The 21,893-nt window shown below is 63.3% G+C and carries 24 protein-coding genes and 1 other RNA gene; 13 read left to right on the top strand and 12 right to left on the bottom strand.

The genetic code is table 11. The features are described from left to right. Nucleotides 1-55 precede the first annotated feature (55 nt). On the top strand, nucleotides 56-1,147 hold the full coding sequence (locus tag V7660_RS03455) for a glutathione S-transferase family protein (protein ID WP_335601728.1): 1,092 nt from the start codon (nucleotides 56-58) through the stop codon (nucleotides 1,145-1,147). A 6-nt stretch (nucleotides 1,148-1,153) separates the two neighbouring features. Here V7660_RS03455 and V7660_RS03450 read toward each other — a convergent pair whose 3' ends face one another. From V7660_RS03450 to V7660_RS03430, 5 genes are all read right to left on the bottom strand, one after another. Next, nucleotides 1,154-1,633 carry a RidA family protein gene (locus V7660_RS03450; RefSeq protein WP_335601727.1) on the bottom strand — a complete coding sequence of 160 codons (480 nt, stop codon included), beginning with the start codon at nucleotides 1,631-1,633 and terminating at the stop codon, nucleotides 1,154-1,156. 14 nt (nucleotides 1,634-1,647) lie between these two features. Further along, complete coding sequence (locus V7660_RS03445) at nucleotides 1,648-1,968, bottom strand: hypothetical protein (protein ID WP_272983377.1); 321 nt, start codon at nucleotides 1,966-1,968, stop codon at nucleotides 1,648-1,650. Between the two features lie 124 nt (nucleotides 1,969-2,092). Then, on the bottom strand, nucleotides 2,093-2,470 hold the full coding sequence (locus tag V7660_RS03440) for a VOC family protein (RefSeq protein WP_335601726.1): 378 nt from the start codon (nucleotides 2,468-2,470) through the stop codon (nucleotides 2,093-2,095). Between the two features lie 97 nt (nucleotides 2,471-2,567). After that, nucleotides 2,568-3,098 carry a DUF1993 domain-containing protein gene (locus V7660_RS03435; protein WP_335601725.1) on the bottom strand — a complete coding sequence of 177 codons (531 nt, stop codon included), beginning with the start codon at nucleotides 3,096-3,098 and terminating at the stop codon, nucleotides 2,568-2,570. Nucleotides 3,099-3,135: 37 nt separating this feature from the next. Further along, on the bottom strand, nucleotides 3,136-4,245 hold the full coding sequence (locus tag V7660_RS03430; RefSeq protein ID WP_335601724.1) for an S-(hydroxymethyl)glutathione dehydrogenase/class III alcohol dehydrogenase: 1,110 nt from the start codon (nucleotides 4,243-4,245) through the stop codon (nucleotides 3,136-3,138). Nucleotides 4,246-4,338: 93 nt separating this feature from the next. On the opposite strand from V7660_RS03430, the gene V7660_RS03425 reads away from it, so the two are divergent. Further along, nucleotides 4,339-5,247, top strand: a complete 909-nt coding sequence (locus tag V7660_RS03425) for a LysR family transcriptional regulator (RefSeq protein ID WP_335601723.1) — start codon at nucleotides 4,339-4,341, stop codon at nucleotides 5,245-5,247. Between the two features lie 20 nt (nucleotides 5,248-5,267). Here V7660_RS03425 and V7660_RS03420 read toward each other — a convergent pair whose 3' ends face one another. Further along, nucleotides 5,268-6,056, bottom strand: a complete 789-nt coding sequence (locus V7660_RS03420) for a metallophosphoesterase family protein (RefSeq protein ID WP_335601722.1) — start codon at nucleotides 6,054-6,056, stop codon at nucleotides 5,268-5,270. After that, the gene (locus V7660_RS03415) at nucleotides 6,056-6,931 is read right to left on the bottom strand and encodes a diacylglycerol/lipid kinase family protein (protein ID WP_335601721.1); all 876 of its coding nucleotides are present in this window, start codon (nucleotides 6,929-6,931) and stop codon (nucleotides 6,056-6,058) included. Before V7660_RS03415 ends, V7660_RS03420 begins: the two co-directional genes overlap by 1 nt. 86 nt (nucleotides 6,932-7,017) lie before the next feature. Between V7660_RS03415 and dapB the strand changes: the two genes are divergently transcribed. The 5 genes from dapB (at nucleotide 7,018) to V7660_RS03390 (ending at nucleotide 10,750) form a co-directional block, all read left to right on the top strand. Beyond that, on the top strand, nucleotides 7,018-7,851 hold the full coding sequence (gene dapB, locus V7660_RS03410) for a 4-hydroxy-tetrahydrodipicolinate reductase (RefSeq protein ID WP_335601720.1): 834 nt from the start codon (nucleotides 7,018-7,020) through the stop codon (nucleotides 7,849-7,851). A 99-nt stretch (nucleotides 7,852-7,950) separates the two neighbouring features. After that, nucleotides 7,951-8,355 (top strand): PTS sugar transporter subunit IIA, encoded by a 405-nt coding sequence (locus V7660_RS03405; RefSeq protein ID WP_335601719.1) that lies wholly within the window; start codon nucleotides 7,951-7,953, stop codon nucleotides 8,353-8,355. After that, a complete protein-coding gene (locus V7660_RS03400) occupies nucleotides 8,355-8,663 on the top strand; it encodes an HPr family phosphocarrier protein (protein WP_335601718.1) in 309 nt (102 codons plus the stop codon). Before V7660_RS03405 ends, V7660_RS03400 begins: the two co-directional genes overlap by 1 nt. Before the next feature lie 18 nt (nucleotides 8,664-8,681). Beyond that, nucleotides 8,682-9,040, top strand: a transfer-messenger RNA (tmRNA) gene (gene ssrA, locus V7660_RS03395). A 96-nt stretch (nucleotides 9,041-9,136) separates the two neighbouring features. Then, nucleotides 9,137-10,750, top strand: coding sequence for an amidase (locus V7660_RS03390; RefSeq protein WP_335601717.1), 1,614 nt, complete (start codon nucleotides 9,137-9,139; stop codon nucleotides 10,748-10,750). Here the strand turns inward: V7660_RS03390 and V7660_RS03385 are convergent. From V7660_RS03385 to V7660_RS03365, 5 genes are all read right to left on the bottom strand, one after another. Then, nucleotides 10,747-11,967, bottom strand: a complete 1,221-nt coding sequence (locus V7660_RS03385) for an FAD-dependent oxidoreductase (protein ID WP_335601716.1) — start codon at nucleotides 11,965-11,967, stop codon at nucleotides 10,747-10,749. The genes V7660_RS03390 and V7660_RS03385 overlap by 4 nt on opposite strands. A gap of 56 nt (nucleotides 11,968-12,023) precedes the next feature. Then, a complete protein-coding gene (locus tag V7660_RS03380) occupies nucleotides 12,024-12,695 on the bottom strand; it encodes a glutathione S-transferase family protein (protein ID WP_335601715.1) in 672 nt (223 codons plus the stop codon). A gap of 105 nt (nucleotides 12,696-12,800) precedes the next feature. Further along, complete coding sequence (locus V7660_RS03375; RefSeq protein WP_335601714.1) at nucleotides 12,801-14,006, bottom strand: Gfo/Idh/MocA family protein; 1,206 nt, start codon at nucleotides 14,004-14,006, stop codon at nucleotides 12,801-12,803. A 95-nt stretch (nucleotides 14,007-14,101) separates the two neighbouring features. Beyond that, nucleotides 14,102-14,971 (bottom strand): SDR family oxidoreductase, encoded by an 870-nt coding sequence (locus V7660_RS03370; RefSeq protein WP_335601713.1) that lies wholly within the window; start codon nucleotides 14,969-14,971, stop codon nucleotides 14,102-14,104. Nucleotides 14,972-14,999: 28 nt separating this feature from the next. Next, the gene (locus V7660_RS03365; RefSeq protein ID WP_335601712.1) at nucleotides 15,000-16,241 is read right to left on the bottom strand and encodes a pyridoxal phosphate-dependent decarboxylase family protein; all 1,242 of its coding nucleotides are present in this window, start codon (nucleotides 16,239-16,241) and stop codon (nucleotides 15,000-15,002) included. Nucleotides 16,242-16,358: 117 nt separating this feature from the next. On the opposite strand from V7660_RS03365, the gene V7660_RS03360 reads away from it, so the two are divergent. From V7660_RS03360 to V7660_RS03335, 6 genes are all read left to right on the top strand, one after another. Then, the gene (locus tag V7660_RS03360; RefSeq protein WP_335601711.1) at nucleotides 16,359-16,550 is read left to right on the top strand and encodes a hypothetical protein; all 192 of its coding nucleotides are present in this window, start codon (nucleotides 16,359-16,361) and stop codon (nucleotides 16,548-16,550) included. 186 nt (nucleotides 16,551-16,736) lie between these two features. Then, nucleotides 16,737-17,213: an SspB family protein gene (locus V7660_RS03355; protein ID WP_335601710.1), complete on the top strand. Its 477-nt coding sequence runs from the start codon at nucleotides 16,737-16,739 to the stop codon at nucleotides 17,211-17,213. Between the two features lie 15 nt (nucleotides 17,214-17,228). Next, nucleotides 17,229-17,684: a PaaI family thioesterase gene (locus tag V7660_RS03350; RefSeq protein ID WP_335601709.1), complete on the top strand. Its 456-nt coding sequence runs from the start codon at nucleotides 17,229-17,231 to the stop codon at nucleotides 17,682-17,684. Then, nucleotides 17,684-18,118 carry a PaaI family thioesterase gene (locus tag V7660_RS03345; RefSeq protein WP_335601708.1) on the top strand — a complete coding sequence of 145 codons (435 nt, stop codon included), beginning with the start codon at nucleotides 17,684-17,686 and terminating at the stop codon, nucleotides 18,116-18,118. The genes V7660_RS03350 and V7660_RS03345 overlap by 1 nt, the downstream gene beginning before the upstream one ends. A 90-nt stretch (nucleotides 18,119-18,208) precedes the next feature. Next, on the top strand, nucleotides 18,209-19,438 hold the full coding sequence (locus V7660_RS03340; RefSeq protein WP_335601707.1) for a cytochrome P450: 1,230 nt from the start codon (nucleotides 18,209-18,211) through the stop codon (nucleotides 19,436-19,438). A 210-nt stretch (nucleotides 19,439-19,648) separates the two neighbouring features. Further along, a complete protein-coding gene (locus V7660_RS03335) occupies nucleotides 19,649-21,604 on the top strand; it encodes a DEAD/DEAH box helicase (protein ID WP_335601706.1) in 1,956 nt (651 codons plus the stop codon). Nucleotides 21,605-21,893: the final 289 nt, after the last annotated feature.

The raw sequence follows: 21,893 nt of genomic DNA, 5'->3' as shown, positions 1-21,893 counted from the left end.
GACCTTCCTTCAGCAGACTGCACAACATCGACTACACAGGAACGAAAACCGTATCATGCCAGGCTACACACTCTACGGCGCTGAAGTCAGCTATTTCACCGGCAAGGCGCGCGCCTATCTCGACTGGCGCGGCGTGGACTATGTCGAGGAGCTGGCGACGCAGCAGGTCTACCGTGACATCATCCTGCCCTCGGTTGGCTGGCCGGTCATTCCGGTGATGAAGACGCCAAGCGGCGAGATCGTGCAGGATACCGCCGACATCATCGCCCATGTCGAGGTGGCGGAAGGGCTCTCCCCTCCTGCAATTCCGGACACGCCGGTTCAGGCCTTCGTCGCGCAGCTGCTGCAGCTCTATGCAGATGAGTGGCTCGTCCTGCCGGCAATGCACTATCGCTGGAACTATAATGAAGACTGGGCCTATCAGGAGTTTGGCGCGATCTCTGCGCCGGACCGCCCGGCGCCGGAACAATATGACATCGGCAAGCGCAATGGAGAACGCTTCAAGGGCGCGTTGCCGCCGCTTGGCGTTTCCCCGACCACTGCGCCGGCGATCGAGCGCAGCTATGAAGCGTTCTTGCGGGAATTCTCGACCCATTTGGAAGTACATCCCTATGCGCTGGGCGGTCGCGCCACGCTGGCCGATTTCGCCCTGTACGGCCCGCTCTATGCCCATCTCTATCGCGACCCCGCCTCGGGCGATTTGATGCGGCGCTATGCGCCGAAAGTCGCCGAATGGGTCGAGCGCGTGAAGGCCGGCTCGCCGCCGCAGGGCGAGTTGCTCGCAGGCGACGAAATCCCGGTCACGCTGGTGCCTATTCTCGCCCGCCAGATGCGCGAGCAATTCCCGGCCCTGCACCAGACCGCGCAGCTCTTCGCGAACTGGGCCGAGACCGCCTCCCCCGGCACGCATGTGCCGCGCGCTGTGGGCCAGATCGAAATCGACATCGAGGACACGCAAGGCCCGGCGGCGGCGCGCACCTTCCCGCTCTGGCGGCTACAGGCCGCGCTGGACGCCTATGAAGCCCTGGAGGGCGATGCGCTCGCCCGCGCCGATGATCTGCTGGAACGTGTGCGCGGCAGCGCGCTGAAGGATTTCAGCCTGCCCGCCCGTCTGGTGCGCGCCGATTACCGCCTCGCCCTGGCCTGACTACGCTCAGGGCGCAACCGCGAAGCACTCGATCTCGACCGCTGCGCCGAGGGCCAACCCATTGGCGCCCAGGGTCGAACGTGCCGGTTTCGGATCCGGCAGCGCGGCATCATAGGCGGCGTTCATCTCGCCATAGCTGGCCATGTCTCCGAGAAAGACAGAACACTTCACCACGTCCGACAAATCCGCATCGAATTCCGCCAGCGTGCGAGTGATGTTCCTGAAGATCATGCTGGTTTCCGGGCCGGCGCCGCCCGGTGCCAATTCATTCGTTTCCGGATCAATGCCCAGTTCACCAGAGAGATAGATCCTGTCGCCAACCCTGACTGCCTTGGAAAAGGGCAGATCGGTGCCCGCCTTCGTGACCCCGGCATAATGGGTGACTTCAGGCGACGCGGTCATCTGGACGTCCTGAACATCCATCGCGATGCAGCCACTCAGGCACATGGCGACGGCCCCCGCCGCAACAGCGTATGTCCTGGTCATGATCTTCCCCTGTCTCAATGAATCCATTTCGGACTGTCGTCTTCCATCCCATCGTCATCATCTTCGATGTCGGCATAGGTCGTGAACTGAACATCATAGCCGAAGGGCTGGTCTTCCGCTGGCACTTCGCCCTCGGTCACGAAGACCTGCAATTCGCCATCGGCCTTGAAGCCGAGCCGCTTGCCGATCACGACGATCATGTCGGCGGCCTGGTCCGCATCGGCGGCCCAGACCTTCATGCCCATGATGCAGGGGCCGATATCGGTGGCGTATTCCGCGTTCGGCTCGAACACATGCCCATCGGCGATCAGCGTGTAGTGGGTAAACTCGGTCATGAGCACGAGCATTACCCGCTTTGAGACAGAAATCGACCCCGCACATCGAATTTCCCGTCTGTAAAACCAACAAAAAAGGCGACGCAAAGCGCGCCGCCCCTGAAGGTCTATCAGATTGGCGGATTTAGCCGCGCAACATGGTGCAGATCTTGTTCCCGTCCGGATCGCGCAGATAGGCAAGATAGAGCTTCATGCCGCCCCCTTCGCGCCAGCCCGGCGGGTCTTCGATGGCCTTGCCGCCTGCTTCGATTCCGGCCTTGTGCCAGGCATCGGCCTGTTCAGTGCTGTCGACCGCAAAGCCGATTGTGCCGCCATTGGCATGGCAGGCCGGCTCGCCATCAATCGGCGGCGTGACAAGGAACGTCCCGCCATTATGGAGATAGATCAGCCGCCCCTTCGGATCGGTAATCGCCTCCCGGCCGCCCAGCGACTTGAAGAGCGCGTCGTAGAATTTTTTCGATTTCTCAAGATCGTTCGTGCCAACCATGACGTGACTGAACATATGTTTCCTCCTGTTTGATAGGGGAGTTGTGCCCCAACAGCAGTGACAGCACCAGCAGGATTCCAGCTTCCCGTTGCGTCAGCCTGACCTATTGTGATCAGCTTCTCGCAGCACCCGCCAGCATCGGGACGAGATGGCTCATATAGTCGACCTTACCGAGTGCCAGTCCGTTCGCTCTGAGGATGTCGTAGGCTGTGACGAGGTGGAAATAGAAATTCGGTGTCAGCCACTCGTCAATATAATTCTGACCGGAGATCGGAAGTTTGGGAAAGCCGGGAATTTCGAGATGAGTCTCGGCTTCGGCGAAGGCCTCATCCGGTTCACCCTGAGCTTCGAGCCGCGCGATAGTTTCTGCCACAAGCGCCCGCAGATCCGCGAAACTTGCCTGCTCGACGCCGAACTCCTTCACGGGCACGCTGTTCAACTTGCCCAGAAGCAATTCCGCCTGACGACAGGTGAACCACACCTGGTTCGGCAGCGGCAGCATGTCCGGTGCCAGCCGCGCCGTCAGCAGGGCTGTCTTCTCCGGATCATCCGGAAACAGCTCCGCCTCGGCCCGGCCAAGAATATTCTGCAGAGTGATCAGGCGCGTGCGGTAGATATCGAGATTGCGTTGTACGGTGGTCATTGGACGTTCCTCCCCAGTCACTCTGAACGTGTCCGCTTTAGTCGTAAACCACCACGCTCCGGATACTCTCGCCGGCATGCATCAGGTCGAACGCGTCATTGATCTTGTCGAGCTTCATGACGTGGGTGATCATCGGGTCGATCTGGATCTTGCCGTTCATGTACCAGTCGACAATCTTCGGCACATCCGTGCGCCCCTTGGCGCCGCCGAAAGCCGTACCGCGCCAGTTGCGTCCGGTCACCAGCTGGAACGGACGTGTGCTGATTTCCTTGCCAGCCTCGGCGACGCCGATGATGATCGAGGTGCCCCAGCCGCGATGGCAGCATTCCAGTGCCTGGCGCATCACATCCGTGTTGCCGGTACAGTCAAAGGAATAGTCCGCGCCGCCATCGGTCAGCTCGACGAGATGCGCGACCACATCCTGGGTCTCCTTCGGATTGACGAAATGCGTCATCCCGAATTTCTCGCCCCATTCCTTCTTGGAGTTGTTGATGTCGACGCCGATGATCTTGTCGGCGCCCACCATCTTCGCGCCCTGTAGCACGTTGAGGCCGATGCCGCCAAGGCCGAACACGACGACATTGTCACCGACCTGAACCTTGGCCGTATTGGTCACCGCGCCCACGCCCGTCGTCACACCGCAGCCGACATAGCAGGCCTTGTCGAAGGGCGCGTCGGTGCGGATTTTCGCGACCGCGATTTCCGGCAGGACGGTGAAGTTCGAGAAGGTCGAACAGCCCATATAATGGTAGATGGTCTTGCCCTTGTAGCTGAACCGGCTCGTGCCGTCCGGCATCAGGCCCTTGCCCTGTGTCGCGCGGATCGCGGTGCAGAGATTGGTCTTGCCAGAGAGACAGCTTTTGCACTGGCGGCATTCCGGCGTGTAGAGCGGGATCACATGATCGCCCGGCTGAACACTGGTCACGCCGGCGCCGACTTCGCGCACAATGCCCGCGCCCTCATGGCCCAGCACGCTCGGGAACAGGCCCTCACTGTCCAGCCCGTCCAGCGTATAGGCATCGGTATGGCAGATGCCGGTCGCCATGATCTCGACCAGCACTTCCCCGGCCTTCGGGCCTTCCAGGTCCAGTTCAACGATTTCCAGCGGTTTCTTGGCTTCAAAGGCGACAGCGGCGCGAGTCTTCATGAGGGGGCTCCATATTGTTTGAGTGCCATACTACTCTTGCGCTCAGAGCGATAAAGTAGGTAATTTGCAATACATTGTTGCAGGACCGGGATAATGCAGACGGATTGGGACGGGATCGAAGAGTTCGTAGCGGTGGCGACATGCATGGGCTTCAAACCGGCAGCTCAAATGTTGAATGTCTCAACCTCGCATGTGAGCCGCGCCGTTACCAGACTGGAAAACGCCATCGGCGCGCCCCTGTTCTACCGGACGACCCGCAAGGTCTCGCTGACAGATACGGGCCGCACGGTGCTCAGCCATTGCCAGCAGCTCATCGAGTCGCGCGACGAGCTCTATGCCGTGGTGGGCGGAAACAACGAGCCCCAGGGCGAAATCAAGATTACCTGCCCCACCTCTTTGGGCGAACGCTACATCTCGCCCATCGTGCGCGAGTTCAGTCAGGATTATCCGAAAGTGGAAATCACGCTCGACCTGTCCAACCGGCTGGTCGACCTGATCGCCGAGGGCATTGATCTCGCGATCCGCACCGGCATGCTGGAAGACTCCCGCCTGATCAGTTCCCGGGTCGCCAGCCGGCAATTCCTGGTCTGCGCATCCCCGGCCTATCTGGACTCGCACTGCACGCCAGAACGCCTCGATGATCTGAAAGCGCACAATTGCCTGATCGGCTCTTCCAGCACATGGCGGTTTCGTCAGGGCGGGCGCCATGAGACCCTCCGTCCACGGGGGAATTGGCGATCCAATTCAGGCGCGTCCGTGCTGGACGGACTGCTCGCGGGAAAGGGCATTGGCCAATTGCCGCTCTTCTATGTCGCGCCGTATCTCGAAGATGGCCGCCTGGTGGAAGTGTTACGGGAGTACCGGCCCGAACCGGAACCGATCTGGGCAGTCTACCCCCAGGCCCGGCATTTGCAGCCAAAAGTTCATCTGCTGGTGGACCGTATCCGCGCGCAATTGCAGCCCGCTTTCGAGGCGGGCACGCAGCAGCATCTTCAAGGGTAGAGCATGCCCGCAACTGCGGATCAGGAACAGGGTTCGAGATTGGCGTCAAACGCGCCCATGCGGGAAAGCGTCGGCCCGTCTGCGTGGACGTCGCAGCGATCTATCCTCAATTCCCCCTCTTCCAGCCGGATGAGGTTGAATGAGGGCGGCTCGGCCCGCAGGCGCACCGACAGCGTGCCCGACGAAACCGCGAGATAGCAGCCATTGGCCCTTTGGCGCAGCCCGACCGATGGCGTGTGGACATGGCCAGTCAGCACCATCTGCACATGGCTTGCGGCCACCTTGTCGGCGGCGCGGCGCCCCCGGCGGGTTCGCGTGCGCAGCGGCGCGCCCGGCAGCGAATGAAAGGGATGGTGACAGGCAATCAGCTTCACATCGGCCTCGGAGGCGGCGGCGCGAATGAGGACATCATCCAGATCGTCCAGATTTACCGAGCCTTCGGCCCAGTTGCGCCGGGCCTGCCAGCCGCGCGCCGTGTTCAGGCCGACCGCAATCGCATTGCCCGTTTCCGCCACCCCGAAATACTGGCCGAACCGGCGCTTGAACCGCTTGAAGGGTTCCGCCGCCCGGGCCGCCACATTGAACATGGGCGTGTCATGATTGCCGGGCACGATGAGTTTGGGGATATCGAACCCGTCCAGCCATTCGGCGGCGGCATCGAATTCCCGTGTCCGGCCGCGTTGGGTCAGGTCTCCGCAGACAACCAGCATATCCGGCTGCGTGGCCTTGATGCAGGATTCAGCGGCGGCAATGGCATTCTCGTCTTCGGCGCCGAAATGTATGTCCGAAATCTGTGCAATGACTGTCATCAGGACATGTCTGGAACGAAGATGTTCACGGCAGAATCGATCCGGCGGAAGCGCAAGGGCGTGTCCATCTCCTTCAGTTCGCCATCCAGCGTGACATTGATGCGGCCTTTTTCCAGATGATGCGCCTCGACTTCATCGGCCAGGATCAGGCGGACATCTTCGGCATTCCGCCAGCCGTCCACCATCATCTCCAGTCCGATCTTCGCGAGATCCAGCAGGCCCTGCGGATCCACGCTGGCAATTTCGAGCTTGCCGGACGTGTCGGGGTTGATGTTCACCGTCAGCGCCGTGGAGGTCTGCTTGCGGCCACCCGGCACGCTCCAGGAAATATTGGAGTGCAGCGCCAGAGCCGACGAGTCATGCATGATTTCAGCCGCTTCGAGGATCTTGCCCTCGCGCAGCGCTTCCCGTGAATTGGTAAAGCGCGTCATGTCGCCCAGCATCGCCGCCACGAAGAAGCGCGGTCCATCCACGATCTCGCCGCACGGCATCGGGCGGATCTGGCCGCCCTTCAGCGCGCGGTCCATCAGCATGTCCCAGCTATGGTCCCCGCCCAGGGCCCGTGTCGGCAGCATGTTCATGGTCCCGCCTGGCAGCGGCAGGATGGCCGGGCCCAGCAAGCCGGCATGGGACAGCGCGCAGGCAATCGTACCATCCCCACCCCAGACGATCAGCGTGTCGGGCTCCTCTGCCAGGGCCGTCTCCATCAACAGCGGCAGGTCGCCCTCGCCCGCTATGTGAATGCTGGCCTTGTCCGGCAGGCCGGACAATTTCTCACGGATCAAATCCGGAGCATCCGCAGGCGTGCTGCCCGAGAGTGGATTGATCACACAGGACACGCGGCCGAGCCGCGACAGGACGTTTGTTGGGGTCATGTGCTTGGAACGCGCATGACCATAAATTTGTTCCACGCGCGCAGCCGCCTCTCGCCCTGCCGGAAATCCCCGCTATAACGGCGCGCATGACAGATCCTACACATTCCGATTCGCTCCGCGTGGCCGTTGCCGGAGTCGCCGGCCGCATGGGCCGCCAGCTGGTCGGCGCGGCGCTGGACGCTGGCCTCACCGTGACCGGCGGCAGCGAAGCCCCCTCCTCCGAGCATCTGGGCGACGATATTGGCGAACTGGCCGGCCGCCGTCTGCTGGACCTGAAACCCGCCACCGATCCCGTCGCCGCTGCCAGCAAGGCGGATGTGTGGATCGATTTCACCCGGCCCGCCGCCACGCTCGCCGCGCTCGATTCGCTGAAACATACCAGCGTCCGCGCCGCCATCATCGGCACGACGGGATTCTCGGAGGATGAAGAAGCCGAAATCGCCCATGCCGCCCAATCGCTCGCCATTGTGAAGGCCGGGAATTTCTCGGTCGGCATCAATTTGCTGCAGGCGCTCACACGGATGGCGGCCGAACGGCTCGGTCCGGACTGGGATATCGAGATCCTCGAAACGCATCATCGCCGCAAGGTGGACGCGCCCTCGGGCACCGCGCTGATGGTCGGCGAAGCCGCCGCCGCGGGCCGGGGCAAGCCGCTGTCAGAGCTACGCGCCGGGCCCTATGACGGCCCCGATGCGAAGCGCCGCGCCGGCAGTATCGGCTTCGCGGTTCGCCGCTCTGGCGGGGTAATCGGCGAACATGAGGTCAGCTTCGGCTCCGATATGGAGGTCCTCTCGCTCAGCCACACGGCGATCGACCGGGCCGTGTTCGCGCACGGGGCATTGGGCGCCGCAGCATGGGCCATGAGACAGGATCCGGGCCTCTACGACATGAGCGATGTGCTGGGGCTTTCAGGCAACTAGAACCGCTTCCCATTCGCCCAGCAGCTGAATCAGGGTTGACGCTCCTGTTCGCAGTGGCAGCATGACAAATTCGTTACGTTTGAGCACTGGGACCGGCACATGATCGGAATTGTGGTTGTCAGCCACGGAAAGCTTGCCCGCGAACTGGTCGCCGCCACAGAACATGTGGTGGGCGAACAGGATCGGTTTCGTTCGATTTCCATCGAAGTCGAGGACGACATCGAAGCGCGCCGCGACCAGATCCGCGAAACCGCCAAATCCTGCGATGCCGGCAAGGGGGTCATCATCCTGACGGACATGTTCGGCGGCACGCCCTCGAACCTCGCTATGTCGGTCATGAATGCCGGCAATGTCGAAGTCCTGTCCGGGGTCAATCTGCCGATGCTGATCAAGCTGGCCGAAGTGCGCGGGGAGATGTCCCTGAAAGAGGCCGCACGGGTCGCGGCTGAGGCCGGGCGGAAATATATCAATATCGCCTCTGAACTCCTGGCGAAGTCGAATTGATGCCCGACACCGAAACCCTCACCGCCAGCCAGCGCGCCATGATCGTCAACCGCAAGGGCCTGCATGCGCGCGCGGCCGCCCGCCTCTCCCGCCTAGCCGGCGAGTTCGAGTCCCGGGTCATCGTCTCGCATGAGGGCGAAACCGCCGATGCCCGCTCGATCATGGATCTGCTGATGCTGGTCGCCCACAAGGGCTGTGAAGTCGAACTGAACGCCGAAGGCCCCGACGCGGCCGAAGCGGTCACCGCCCTCGCCAGCCTCATCGCCGACGGCTTCGGCGAACAGGGCGACGCCGACACGATCTGCTAGGTCGGCCGGAACACCTCCCCCCTTCCAAAACCCCCAAATCATCCCTATATTGGTCATGTCTTCGGACTATGGCGATAAACGCGCGTGCAATAAGCGGTTCGGACCCGGGGGCGGTACCCGGCGGCTCCACCAAAAGCAGGTTCAGGCTCTCACCGGCCTGTTTCTGACGGGGCCGAAATAGGATCGACGGACGTGTAAAGACGATGCCTTTGCCGGATTGGGCCCCCTCAGAAGCCCATATCACATAGTTGCAAATGACAACTTTGCTGAAGGTGAACTCCTGGCTGCGTAAGCGGTCCGGTATTTACCGACTTAACTCCTAGGGTTTCAGACCCCTAGGCGGGGCCCGGAGGCGCCTGGCAACAGAAGCCTCCACTTATCCCTTCCCCCGAAATTTCGTGCGCGTCTTGCGCTGGCCAGCCTGTAGATTTGCCGCTAGCGTCGCGGCGGACATGCTGAGGGAGCCGGCCATCATGAAACACATTCTCGTCGCCGCCATGTCGGCGTTCGCGCTGGCCGCCTGTTCCCCGCAGACAGGAGACGCGCCGATGCCGGATGCCAAAGCCCCGATCAGCTACGCCGCCAGCGGCTGGACCGCGAAACCCCTGCCTGACCTGGCTGAAGCACTGCAAACCGGCGAAATCACCGCCGAAGCGCTGACCCAGGCCTATCTCGACCGGATTGAGCTGGTCGACCGCACAGGCCCCACCCTTCAGGCCGTGCTGACCCTCAACCCGGCCGCACTGGAGGACGCCCGCGCACTCGATGCAAAGCGCGAGGCCGGCGAGCCGCTCGGCGCATTGCACGGCCTGCCCATCCTGCTGAAAGACAATATCGAAACCGCCGATGACATGGCGACCACTGCCGGCTCGCTCGCCCTGAAGGACAATGTCACGGGCCGCGACTCCCCGCTCGTCGCGGGGCTGCGCGCCGAAGGTGCGATCATCCTTGGCAAGACCAATCTCAGCCAATGGGCAAATTTCCGCTCCAACAGCTCGATGAGCGGCTGGTCCGCGCTTGGCGGACAGGTGCGCAATCCGCACATGCTGGACCGCAATCCCTGCGGCTCCAGTTCCGGCTCTGGCGCAGCGGCAGCTGCCTCGCTGGCCGCAGGCGCGGTCGGCACCGAAACCAATGGCTCGATCTCCTGTCCCTCCACGGTCAATGGCGTGGTCGGCTTCAAGCCCACGGTCGGCCTCGTCTCGCAACAATACATCATCCCGATTTCCTCGTCGCAGGACACGGCCGGGCCGATGACAAAGACGGTGAAGGGCGCCGCCATGATGCTGACGGCGATAGCGACCGGCGAGGCAAAGACCGATTACGCCGCCGCGCTCGATGCCAATTCTCTGGACGGCGCCCGCATCGGCGTCCTGCGCAGCGCCGAAGGCAATAATGCGCTCATCCGCGCCCGCTTCAACGACGCGCTCGCCGCGATGGAAGCGGCTGGCGCCATTCTCGTCGACATCGAGGAGGCCGACATGCCGGACGGCTTCTGGGGCAAGGCCTTCGCCGTGCTGAAATACGAGTTCAAGGCCACGCTGAACGACTATCTCGCCAGCACGCCGGACACCGTCTCAACCCGCACACTGACCGATCTGATCGCCTTCAATACCGAGAATGCCGGCACCGAACTGGCCCTCTTCAACCAGGACATTTTCGAGCAATCCGACGAGATGGAAGGCCTCGACTCCGACGGCTACAAGGAAGCTGTCGCCTTCATCCAGTCCGCCACACGCGAGAAGGGCATCGACCGTCTGCTGAAGGAGCATGATGTGGTGGCCCTTGTTGCCCCGTCCGGCCCGCTCGCCCCGCGTGTCGATCCGGTCAATGGCGATGTCTGGCCGGACTGGCCGGGCGCGGGCTACATGGCGGCGATTGCCGGCTATCCGCATCTGACCGTCCCAATGGGCACGGCCCGCGGCCTGCCGGTCGGCCTCTCTTTCATGAGCGGCAAGGACCAGGATGCAGCGATCCTCTCGCTCGGCTACGCCTATGAGCAAAAGACCGAGGCCCGCGCCGAGCCGCAATACTACCAGACCGCTGAAGACCTGCCCGAAATTGCCGAGGCCATGCGCCGCCGCTAGTCCCGGTCGAGACTCCGGTCCCAATACTCTGGCCGCACGCCCATGCCGACCGCGCGGGCGGGCAGCCGCCGCAGGAACGGGATCCATTTGAACAGGCGCAGGATAAACGGCATACGGATTTTCTGTTTGGCGGTCAGGGCGGGCACCAGCACCATATTGTGCGCAAACACCTGCGCCGATTGCGTCACTTTCGTTGGCCATTCCCGGCGCGCCTGGACCGCGACCAGGTCTGCGTCTGTCAGCGTGCCCTCTCTCAAGGGTGTGCCGAGAATACGCGCCGCCGCAATCGCATCCTGCACGGCAAGGTTCACGCCTACCCCGCCGACTGGCGACATGGCATGGGCCGCATCACCGATGAACACCAGGCCGGTCCGCCACCAGAGATCCAGCCGGTTCACCTGAACTGTCAGCAGTTTCAAATCCTCCCATGAGGCCAGTTCATCGACACTGCCCGCAAGCTCCGGCGCCATGCGCGCAATCCGCTGGCGCAACGCAGGCAGGCCCTGCGCGCGAATGTCGTCATCCGCCCCCTTCGGAAAGGGCAGCGCGCATTGCCAATAGTCGCCGCGATTGATCATCACCAGCATCCCGTCTGCGGAGACGCGCCCGAGGGATTCTGAGGCCTCCCCGGCGGATCGCGACAGGCGGAACCAGAACACGTCAATCGGCGCGCCAATCTCCTTCAGCGGCAGGCCGCTCTGCGCGCGCAGATCCGAGCCGCGCCCATCCGCCCCGACCACCAGATCAGCCTTTATGTGTATCGGCCCGTCGGGGGTCGTCACGTCCAGCCCGGTCACACAGCCATTTTCTTCCGTATACCGCTCGGCCTTGGCGGACATCATCAAATGGAAAGTCTCCATCTCCCGGCCCGCATCGGCCAGATGGTCGAGGAATTCCCATTGCGGCATCATCGCGATATAGGGCGCCGCCACCGGCAAGTGGCGAAAATCCGCGAGCATCACGGACTCGCCTTCGATCTGCACAGTCAGCGTCTCGGTCTTCTGGAAGGGGCGCTGGAGGTATCCGTCGAGCAGGCCCATCTCGTGGAACGCCTGCAGCGTGGAGGGATGTACCGTGTCGCCTCGGAAATCGCGGAAGAAATCCTCATGCTTTTCCAGCACGGTCACGTCCACGCCCTGCCGCGCCAGCAAATAGCCCAGCATCATTCCCGCCGGTCCGCCCCCGGCGATGCAGCATGTCGTGGAAAGCTCGCGCATCCTTGCCTCCGTCGCGGGCACGCTACGCCCGAGACCTTGGGCTCTGCAAGCTCAAATCAGAGCAGGATCGTGCCCTTGCCATCCTTTTCCAGCGCACGCTGATAGGAGGGATAGGCGCGCATCTGCTGCAGGAATCTGTGCGCATTCGGATAATTTCCGGCATCCATCCCGGCCCGGTGCGCGGCCAGTTCCATGGAATAGCCCATCACCATGTCCGCCGCCGTCAGGGTCTCGCCTGCAAACCAGGTGCTCTTGCCGAGCGCCTTTTCGGCCTCGGCCATGAAGGCATTCAGGCGCGGGCCGAAGAATGCCTTGTCCAGTCCGCCGACCAGCATCTTTGCCGCCGGCTTCAGGAAAAACGGCGCGCGCGCCGTCATTGCCAGCATGACGAATTTATTGGTCAGCAATGGCTGAAAACTGCCTTGGGAGGCATGGAACCAGAACAGGTAATCGGCCCGGTGCGGTGTGCCCGGCGCAGGCCGTAGCCGGCCATCATCATGCTTGTCGAGGATATAATCGACGATCGCATTCGTCTCGGCCAGCGTGATCTCGCCATCACTGATGCAGGGCGCCGTGCCCAGCGGCGAGACAGCCTTGTATTCGGCTGGCGCGAGCCGCGTTTTCGGGTCACGGTCATACAGCTTGACCTCATAGGGCACGCCCAGTTCCTCCAGCAGCCAGAGGATGCGGATGGATTGCGACTTCTCAAGATGGTGCAGCGTGATCATGGTTTGGCCCCTCATGCCCGATATGGGCGACAGGGTGAGTGTAGGGCGTGCGCGCCCCACGTCCAGCCACGATCCCGCGAGGGAAACGCGAATTTCCTGTAAATGCTACAGCGTGATCTCGCGCCCCTCGGCGGCCGAGCGATAGATCGCCTCAATCAGCGTGATATCCCTCAGGCCCATCTCGCCCGGCGTCAGGATCTCAGAGCCATCCCGGATCGCCGCCGCCATGTGATCGCACGTGTGGGCAAACTGCACATTGGGATCGCCCGGCACGAGGTCTTCCGACACGCCGTCGCGGGTCAGGGTCATCATCTGCCCGTCATATCCCGTCGCCGGGTCCATCAGCAGCGTGCCATCCTCCCCTTCCACACGGGCCAGGTTGCGGGACGGCGCATCATTGTAAGACGTATACAGATGGGCTGTCGCGCCAGACGGGAAGCGCAGATCTGTTGTCACCGATGAGAAGATTTCCGCAAAGCGCGGATCATTTGCCGGCTGCTCGGTCACCGCCTTGACCGCGACCGGCATCTCGCCAGACAGGTAGAGTGCAGACTGCAGCCCATAGAGGCCGTAATCCTCCAGCGGTCCGCCCCCGGCCAGCGCGCGCACGACCCGCCAGTTCTCCGATACGTCGGTTGGCCCCATCCTGTATTGCTGTGCGGTCTCGATCGTCCTGATCTGGCCGACGGCGCCGTCCCGCATCAATTCCATGGCGCGCAGATTGAACGGTTCGAAATGACAGCGATAGCCGATCATCAGCTTCTTGCCGGCGGCTTCGGAGGCCGCAATCATCCGCGCGCACTCCTCGGATGACAGCGCCATCGGCTTCTCGCACAGGACATGCTTGCCGGCGGCGAAACTCTTCTCCGTCCACGCCATGTGCAGGCCGGTAGGCAGCACATTATAGACCGCCTCGACCCGGTCGTCGTCTGCGATCCGGTCAAAATCCTCATACGAATAGATCGCGTCTTCCGGCAGGCCATAGGCCGCCGCCACTTTCTTCGCCTTCTCCGGATTGCCGGACACGACCGCCGCAACATGACAGCGCTGGCCATTTGCCAGCGCCGGCAGCACCTTGCCGATGGCATAGCCGCCCAGCCCCATCACGGCGAAGCCGACACTGCCTTCCTGCGGCGTCGGCGGCGGGCTGTCAGGCAATTCGCCCCAATTCGGCCAGGGCATGCCGATGGCCTTGGCCGGGATCGCCGCGCCGCCTTCGGCGCTCGCACAGCTGGCCAGCCAGGGCGCGGCCGCCAGCGTCGCACTGCTCAGAACCATGAAACGCCTGCGTGAATGAATGAGTCCGGTCATGACAATCTCCCTGAAGGCCACAGCTTTCTGTTAGCGCTACCGGGACTCAAATACAGGCCACCCCCAGGGTCAAGGAAAAAGCCGCCCCCGGTCGATCACAATAGGCCGGGGCCCGTCTTTTTCATCAGCCGCTCGACCACTGTGCCGACATGATATTTCATCGCGTCCGGCCCCATTGGCGCCTGCCGGGCAAATTCGTCTTTCACTTCATCCGCCCGCTTTTCCGCCGCCAGCCAGGCCGAGGCTTCCGGCACGATCAGGAACGTCCCGTGCGCAATTTCGTCCAGCGTGTGCCGCGCGACCTCGGATGGCGGCTTGCCCTCGGCCATCACGGCACGGGCCATGTCGCTGCGGCGTTCATCGGCTGACATGCCGGTGGCCGCCGGGCTCGTATCCGGCATATGCGTCGCGGTCAGCCCAGGGCACAGCACGCTGACGCCAATCCCGTCCGGCAATTCGGCGCGGAACACATCGCCCAGCGCCAGCACGCCATGCTTGGACGCCGTGTAGAATCCATTACCCGGATGTTGCAGGCCCAGCGCATGTTCCGATGCCGTCAGGCAGAGATGCCCCTCCCGTCCCGCATCCATCATCCGCGTCGCAAACGCCTTCGCCGTGGCCCAGACACCTTTTAGGTTCACGTCCAGTGTCACATCGAACTCCGCCTCGCTTGCCTTGAGCAGGGGGCGCGCCACGCTGATCCCGGCATTGGCGAACGCAAGGTCCACTCCGCCGAGCCAGTCCCATGCCTCGGTCGCCATCGCCTCGACGCCCGCCACATCCGCGACATTGCAGGGGATCGCCCGCGCCGCGTCGCCGAGCTTTGCGGCATGCGCCTTGGCGGCGTCGGAATTGATGTCCGCAACCACGACCCGGCCACCATCGGCAACAATCGCTTCGGCCAGCGCTGCGCCAATCCCGCTTGCCCCGCCGGTCACCACCGCTGTCTTGCCCTTGGTCCTCATGGTTCGCCCTCCCCGGCTCAATATCCAGTCAGCTATAGCGCGCTTCGACCTTTTCGCCGGCCTTGCCGGCCTGCACCGCTTTCACGCTGGCCTCGAGGTCGGCCAGATAGGCGTCGGCCACCTCGGCATGTTTGGGGCTCAGCATCAGGTGCAGGCTCGGCGGTTCCTTGGTCACGGAGGTGAACCAGCCGCGCCGGAAGATTTCGCCATAGACCGCGAAGGCATGGGCATCCGGATGGTGAAAGGCCATCAGGCCCAGCATCGGATTGCCGACAATCTCGAAGCCGAGCCGCTTCACGCCTTCTTCCATCCGCTCGCGCGTCTCGCACACCTGCCCCTGCAGCTTGCGATAGCCTTCGACACCCAGCGTGTTCATCACACCCCAGGCCGCGGAGATCGCTCCGCCCGGCCGTGTGCCTGCCAGGGTCGGCGTCTTCATCGGCGCGCCGCTCCAGCCCGCCATGTCGAATGGCATATGGGCGTAGAGGTCTTCTGAACGGAACAGCACGGTCGAGGCGCCCTTGGCGCAATAACCATATTTATGAAGGTCCGCGCTCATCGACTGGACCGCCGGCACATCGAAATCGAAATCCGGCACCGGCACGCCATTCATCCGCGCGAACGGCGCGAAATATCCGCCGACACAGGCATCGACATGCAGCCAGACATTCTTCTTCGCCGCGACCTCGCCCAGCGCCGCAATGGGGTCAATAATGCCATGCGGGAAATTCGGCGCCGAGCCGACCATCATGATCGTGGCATCATCCACCGCCTCCCCCATCGCCGCCGGATCGGCCTCCCAACTGCCATCTGTCTTCAGGGGCACGCGGCGGATTTCCACATCCATCAAATGCGCCGCCTTGTCGAATGCGAGATGCGCCGATTGCGGCAGCACCACATTCTGGCCCTCGCGCGGCTTGCCAAGGCTGCGGGCATAATCGCGCGCCGTCTTCATCGCCATCGTGATGGAATCGGTGCCGCCGGACGTCATCGCCCCGGTGGAGCCTTCCGGGCCATGCAACAGGGACAGTCCCATGCCGATGACCTCTTTCTCCATCTGCGCAAGGCTGGGAAAGGCGAGCGGGCCGAGGCCATTCTCCGCCATATAGAGTCCATAGGCGTCATGCTGGATGGCCGAAATCTCCGGCCCGGCATTGAAGACATAGACTGCGGTGCGCCCGTCGCGCCACTGCGCGTCCCCGCCGCCCCGCGCGACCATTTCCGCGCGCACATCGCTCCAGTCGCGTCCTGTTTCCGGCATCGTGATCATCCGGTCTGTCCTCCCTGTCCGCCAGTTCTCTGGTCTGTGTTCTGGCAGCCTAGAGAGATTGCCTTTTAACGCAACCGAACGCCGCGAAATGCGTTGAGCAGGGACAAGGAGATTCACATGACCGAGCAAACTGACCCCAAAGATCGCAAACCCGACCCGGAAACCGAGAACCAGGACGAACCGACCAATCACAAGGAGATTCGTCCGGCCGGCGCGGAAAGCATGGAACACCCACCGGAAGAGTGGGACGAAGTCGATGAAGAACTCGACGAGTCCTTCCCGGCCAGTGACCCGCCGGCAAATTACTAACAGGAAATCTCAGGGGCTTGCGTCCGGAAAGATCGCCGTGGCCACAAGGCGTTAGTCACAATCGCTATCAAGCGAGCGTGATTTTTTTCCTCGCCCCTTGTGCGAACGCCGTTGCGAGCCCCGGTCTGCGCCCTTACTGTAGGCGCTGTAGGAACAACCACAACAAACCGGGGAAACCGCGCGCCCATGACTGACTATATCGGCTACGAAGCGCTCACCCAGGCAGCCATGCGCGGTGTCGTCCGCGAAGCCCTGCGCAAGGGCTGCAATACCAACGGCCTGCCGGGTGACCATCATTTCTACCTCACCTTCCGCACCAAGGCGCCGGGGGTGAAAATTGCCGATTACCTGACCGAGCGTTTCCCGGAAGAAATGACCATCGTTATCCAGCACCAGTACTGGGATCTGGAAGTTGAAGACGGCCATTTCGAAATCATCCTGAAATTCTCCGGCGTGCCCCAGCATCTGTATATCCCTTATGCCGCGATCTCGCGCTTCGTGGACCCGTCCGTGAATTTCGGCCTGACCTTTGAGTCGCCGGACAAGGACGCTTCGGTCATCTCGCCGGCTGGCGAAGCTGACAATTCCGAAGCGCTTGCCCCTGACGCGCCAGAGGCGGATATCGGCACGGTCGTCAATCTTGACGCCTTCCGCCGTAAGTAGGCGCTGCCAGACCGGATGGCTGACGACGAAAAACCCCGCGTCTCGGACGCCGAGATGCTGGCACGCTTCCAGAACTCGAAAAAGCGCCCGCCCTGTTCGGACACGCTCGGCATGCGTCTGGCCGACGTCAATCAGGACGCCCAACGCATCCGCATGGATTTCGACGTCTCGCCGAGCTTCGCCAATCCGACCGGCGCCATTCAGGGCGGTTTCATCTCCGCCATGCTCGACGAAGCGATGAGCACATGTGTCATCATCGCCTCCAACATCACGATGACGGCCCCGACGCTGGAAATGAAGACCAGCTATCTGCGCCGCCTGATGCCGGGCAAGGCGAGTGTCGAGGCGCGCATCCTGAAACTTGGCAAGTCAGCCGCCTTCATGGAGGCCGAATGCCTTGACGCCGACGGCAAGCTCGTCGCCAAGGCTACCGCCACTGCCATCCCGATGCTGTTCAAGCGCCTCGGCTGATGATTTTCGACAAGCGCGCTTTCTGGCAGGATCTCCTGACCAACAAGACGCCGCCCAGGGCCACCGCCTTTCTCGGCTTTGAACTCATCGCTTTCGATCCCGACGCCGGCTGGGTCGAGGCGGCTTTCACCCTGCCCGAACAGGCCACCAATCCCGGCGGCGACGCACAGGGCGGTTTCGTCTCGGCCATGCTGGATGAAGTGATGAGCTTGGCCGGCTCGATCGCGCAGGATGGCCCGGCCATGTCCCCGACCCTTCAGATGACGACCAGCTATCTCCGCCCGGTGCCGATTGGCGAGCGCCTCCTCGGGCGCGGCGAATGTGTCCGCCGGGGCCGCGCAGCCCTCTTCACCCGAGGCGAGCTGACCCGCGAAGACGGCACCCTCCTCGCCCAGGCCACCGCCAGCTGCATCCCGCGTCCCATGCAATTCTAGCCTCCCGCAGGATCACCCGCGATTTCCCCCGGATTCCATGCTAGTCTCCATTGAAATGATCCGGCGCAAAGACCGGACAGGGAGGAAAACATGGCCGACGATCCGGGCACGCCGCAGGTGCCGCAATCCGTGCTGGAAGTAACCGCTTTTTCACCCGGCGCGCGCGACAATCCCCATCCGCCGCTGGAGGCCCTGCGCCATAATTGCCCGGTCATGCGCGACGAGATGGTCAAAACCTGGTTCCTGACGCGCTATGCCGACATCCGCAAAACGGTCAATGACCGCAGCTTCGTGCGCCACCCGCTGAACGCCGAAGAGGGCTCCATCTCGCGCCAGCTGATCAAGGAGGATGACCAGCCCCGCCGCACCTCCATCCTGTTTCTCGACAATCCGGACCATGCCCGCGTGCGCCCACCGCTCGCCAAGGCGTTCTATGCCCGCATCCAGAAGATGAAGCCCCAGATCGAGGCGATCATTGACGACACGATCGACGCCGCCCCGGCGTCAGGCGTCTTCGATCTGATGGCAGAGATTGCCGTGCCGATCCCGGTCCTCGTCATCGCGCGCATCCTCGGCGTGGATGAAGACCGCCTGCCGGATTTCCGCCAATGGTCCGAAGACGTGATCCTCAGCCTGAATCCCGTCCGCACGCCGGAAGAGACAGCGCGCATGGAAAAAGGCAGCCACGCGCTCGACGCTTACTTCACCGAATTGATGGACGCCCGCCGCACCGCGCCGCAGGACGATCTGATCACGGACATGGTCCAGCTTCAGGCGAGCGGGGACGCTCCGCTGACAGATGATGAAATCCGCATCAATCTCGGCGCGCTGCTGGTCGGCGGCAACCTCACCACGACCGATCTGATCGGAAATGGTGTCTGGCTGTTCCTGACCCATCCGGACCAGCTGGCCGCCCTCAAGGCCAATCCCGCCCTCGGCCCACAGGCCGTTGAGGAAGTGCTGCGCTATGAGGCGCCGGTCTCGGCCACTTCGCGCATTGTCGAGGCCGACCGGACTGTCGCCGGCTGTCCGATGAAGGCGCGTCAGGTGGTGTTCTGTTCGCTCGCCTCGGCCAATCGCGACGAGACCATGTTTGAACAGTCGGAACGCTTTGACATCACACAGAAACGCGCCAGCCATGTCGCCTTTGGCGGCGGCCCGCACATCTGCATCGGCGCGCCGCTGGCCCGCATGGAAGCGCGCCGCGTCTTCGAGAAACTCTTCGCCCGCTATCCGGCCCTCTCCCTGCCGGCCCAAGACCTCGTCTGGCGCGCCCTCCCCTTCTTCCGCGGTCTGGAACGACTGGACGTGAAAGCCTAGAACCTTCCCGACAAGGATTGCCCCCGCCACGGCGGTCAGGACGGCCGGATAAGTCTGTCAGGCTTTCCGGGACGACATACAGAGTTAACGACTTGGGCGCCTCGACATGCGCACCCTTTATGGCGCCGGGCGCAAAAACGTGTCATAGGGGGCGAAATCTTCCCGCGGCGCGCACGAAAGCTGCGCCAGCGCCCCAGAAAGCCCTACCAAATGACCGATACCCCTTTCATCCCATCGGCGCTCGCCGAGGCCCTCGCACAGCGTGGGTACGAGACGCTCACCCCCGTCCAATCCTCTGTCATTGAAGCAGAACTGGACGGCAAGGACCTCCTCGTCTCCGCCCAGACCGGCTCCGGCAAGACCGTCGCCTTCGGGCTCGCCATGGCCGGTGACCTGCTCGCCGGAGCAGACCGCTTCGAGAAATCCGACACGCCGCTGGCCGTCATCGTCGCCCCGACCCGCGAACTTGCCCAACAGGTCGCCCGCGAACTGGAATGGCTCTACGCCAAGTCCGGCGCCCGCATGGCCACCTGTGTCGGCGGCATGGACATGCGCGAGGAGCGCCGCACCCTGGCGCGCGGCGCACACATCGTTGTCGGCACGCCGGGCCGCCTGTCAGACCATATCCGCCGCGGGTCGCTGGACGCCTCGAATGTCCGCGTCGTCGTGCTCGACGAGGCCGACGAGATGCTCGACATGGGCTTCCGCGAGGAACTCGAACACATTCTCGAAGGCACACCGGATAGCCGCCGTACCCTGATGTTCTCGGCCACCGTGCCTAAGGGCATCGCCGCCCTCGCCGCGCGTTACCAGAAGGATGCCATGCGCATCACCACGGCCGCCGAACAGCAACAGCATGTCGACATTGAATACCGCGCTCTGCTGGTCGCCCCCGGCGATGAAGAGAATGCCATCGTCAACATAGTCCGCCATTCCGACAGCGAAACCGCCATCGTGTTCTGCACGACCCGCGCCGCCGTCAACAAGCTGATCAGCCGCATGGGCAATCGCGGCTTCCCGGTCGTCGCCCTGTCGGGGGAACTGAGCCAGAAGGAACGTGGCAACGCGCTTCAGGCCCTGCGTGATGGACGTGCCCGCGTCTGTATCGCGACCGACGTGGCGGCCCGCGGCCTTGACCTCCAGAACCTCGGTCTCGTGATCCACGCCGACCTGCCACGTGATCCGGCCACCCTGCTCCACCGCTCAGGCCGCACAGGCCGCGCCGGTCGCAAGGGCGTCAGCGCCCTGCTGGTCGCCCCGCGCGCCCGCCGCCGCGTCGAACGCCTGCTGCGCGATGCCAAGATCGAAGCCAGCTGGGGTAAACCGCCGTCTGCGGACGAAATCAACGCGCTCGATGATGCGCGCCTGATGGCCGACCCGATCTTCACCGAAGATGCTTCGGCCAATGAGGCTGAACTCGCCCGTACCCTGATCGATACTTATGGCGCCGAACAGGTCGCCGCCGCTTTCGTGCGCCGCCACCGCGCCGGACGCACGGCGCCGGAAGACCTGCGCGATGTCGACGACCGCGCCCCGTCCCGTGACCGCAACGAACGCGGGGATCGTCGGGACCGCGACGACCGCCCGCCCCGCGAAAAGCGCGAGCGCCAGGACCGGAAGGGCTTTGATGATGCGACATGGATCGGCATCAATGTCGGCCGCAAGAAAAACGCCGAGCCGCGCTGGCTGCTGCCGATGCTGTGCAAGGCCGGCGGCCTTGGCCGCGACGATATCGGCGCCATCCGCATCAACCCGGCTGATACGCATGTCGAGTTGAAATCGGACGCCGCCAAGCGCCTGTTCGAAGTGATCGGCAATGACGGCATGCTGGAAAAGGGCCTGCGCGCCTTCGCCCTGGATGGCCCGCCGCCGGCCCAGCCGCCGCGCCAGGACTATGCCCCGTCCCGCGAGCGCACGCCCGGCAAGCCGCCGCGCAAGCCGCACCTGACCAAGAAGCCCAAACCCGCCGCCGCTGCGCCGGAAAAGGCCTTCGACCCGCTGACCGACTACATCCAGGACGACCGCCCCGCCGGCAAGCCCCGCAAGGACAAGCCGCAGGCTCACGGCAAGGGCAAGCCCACCGGCGGCGACAAGACCTACAAGCGTCCCAAGCCGCAGGGCGGCAAGAAGCCTTTCAAGAAGGGCCCCAAGAAGCCCCGCGACTGATCTCAAGCCCTGGGTCCCGGATAAGCCTTTCAGGCTTTCCGGGAGGACAAGAAACACACCCTTATCGCTGTCATCCCGGAAAACGCGCAGCGTTTATCCGGGACCCAGCCCCTTTCTCCAAATCCACATCCTTCGACTTCGCTCAGGATGAGGAGCGTGTGGCACTTCCGACGCGCTCATACTGAGCGAAGTCGAAGCACGAAGCGCGGGGCTCTGCGCCCCAGCCGCAAGCGGCTCCGGCATGTGCCGGAGAGACGGAATGATGGATGTGCACCCTCTCGCACAGTCA

The sequence above is a fragment of the Hyphomonas sp. genome (genome assembly GCF_036964145.1).
In the GTDB taxonomy this organism is placed as follows: domain Bacteria; phylum Pseudomonadota; class Alphaproteobacteria; order Caulobacterales; family Hyphomonadaceae; genus Hyphomonas.
The sequence above is the reverse complement of the archived record's forward strand: the minus strand, read 5'-3'. Positions and strand labels throughout refer to the sequence as shown.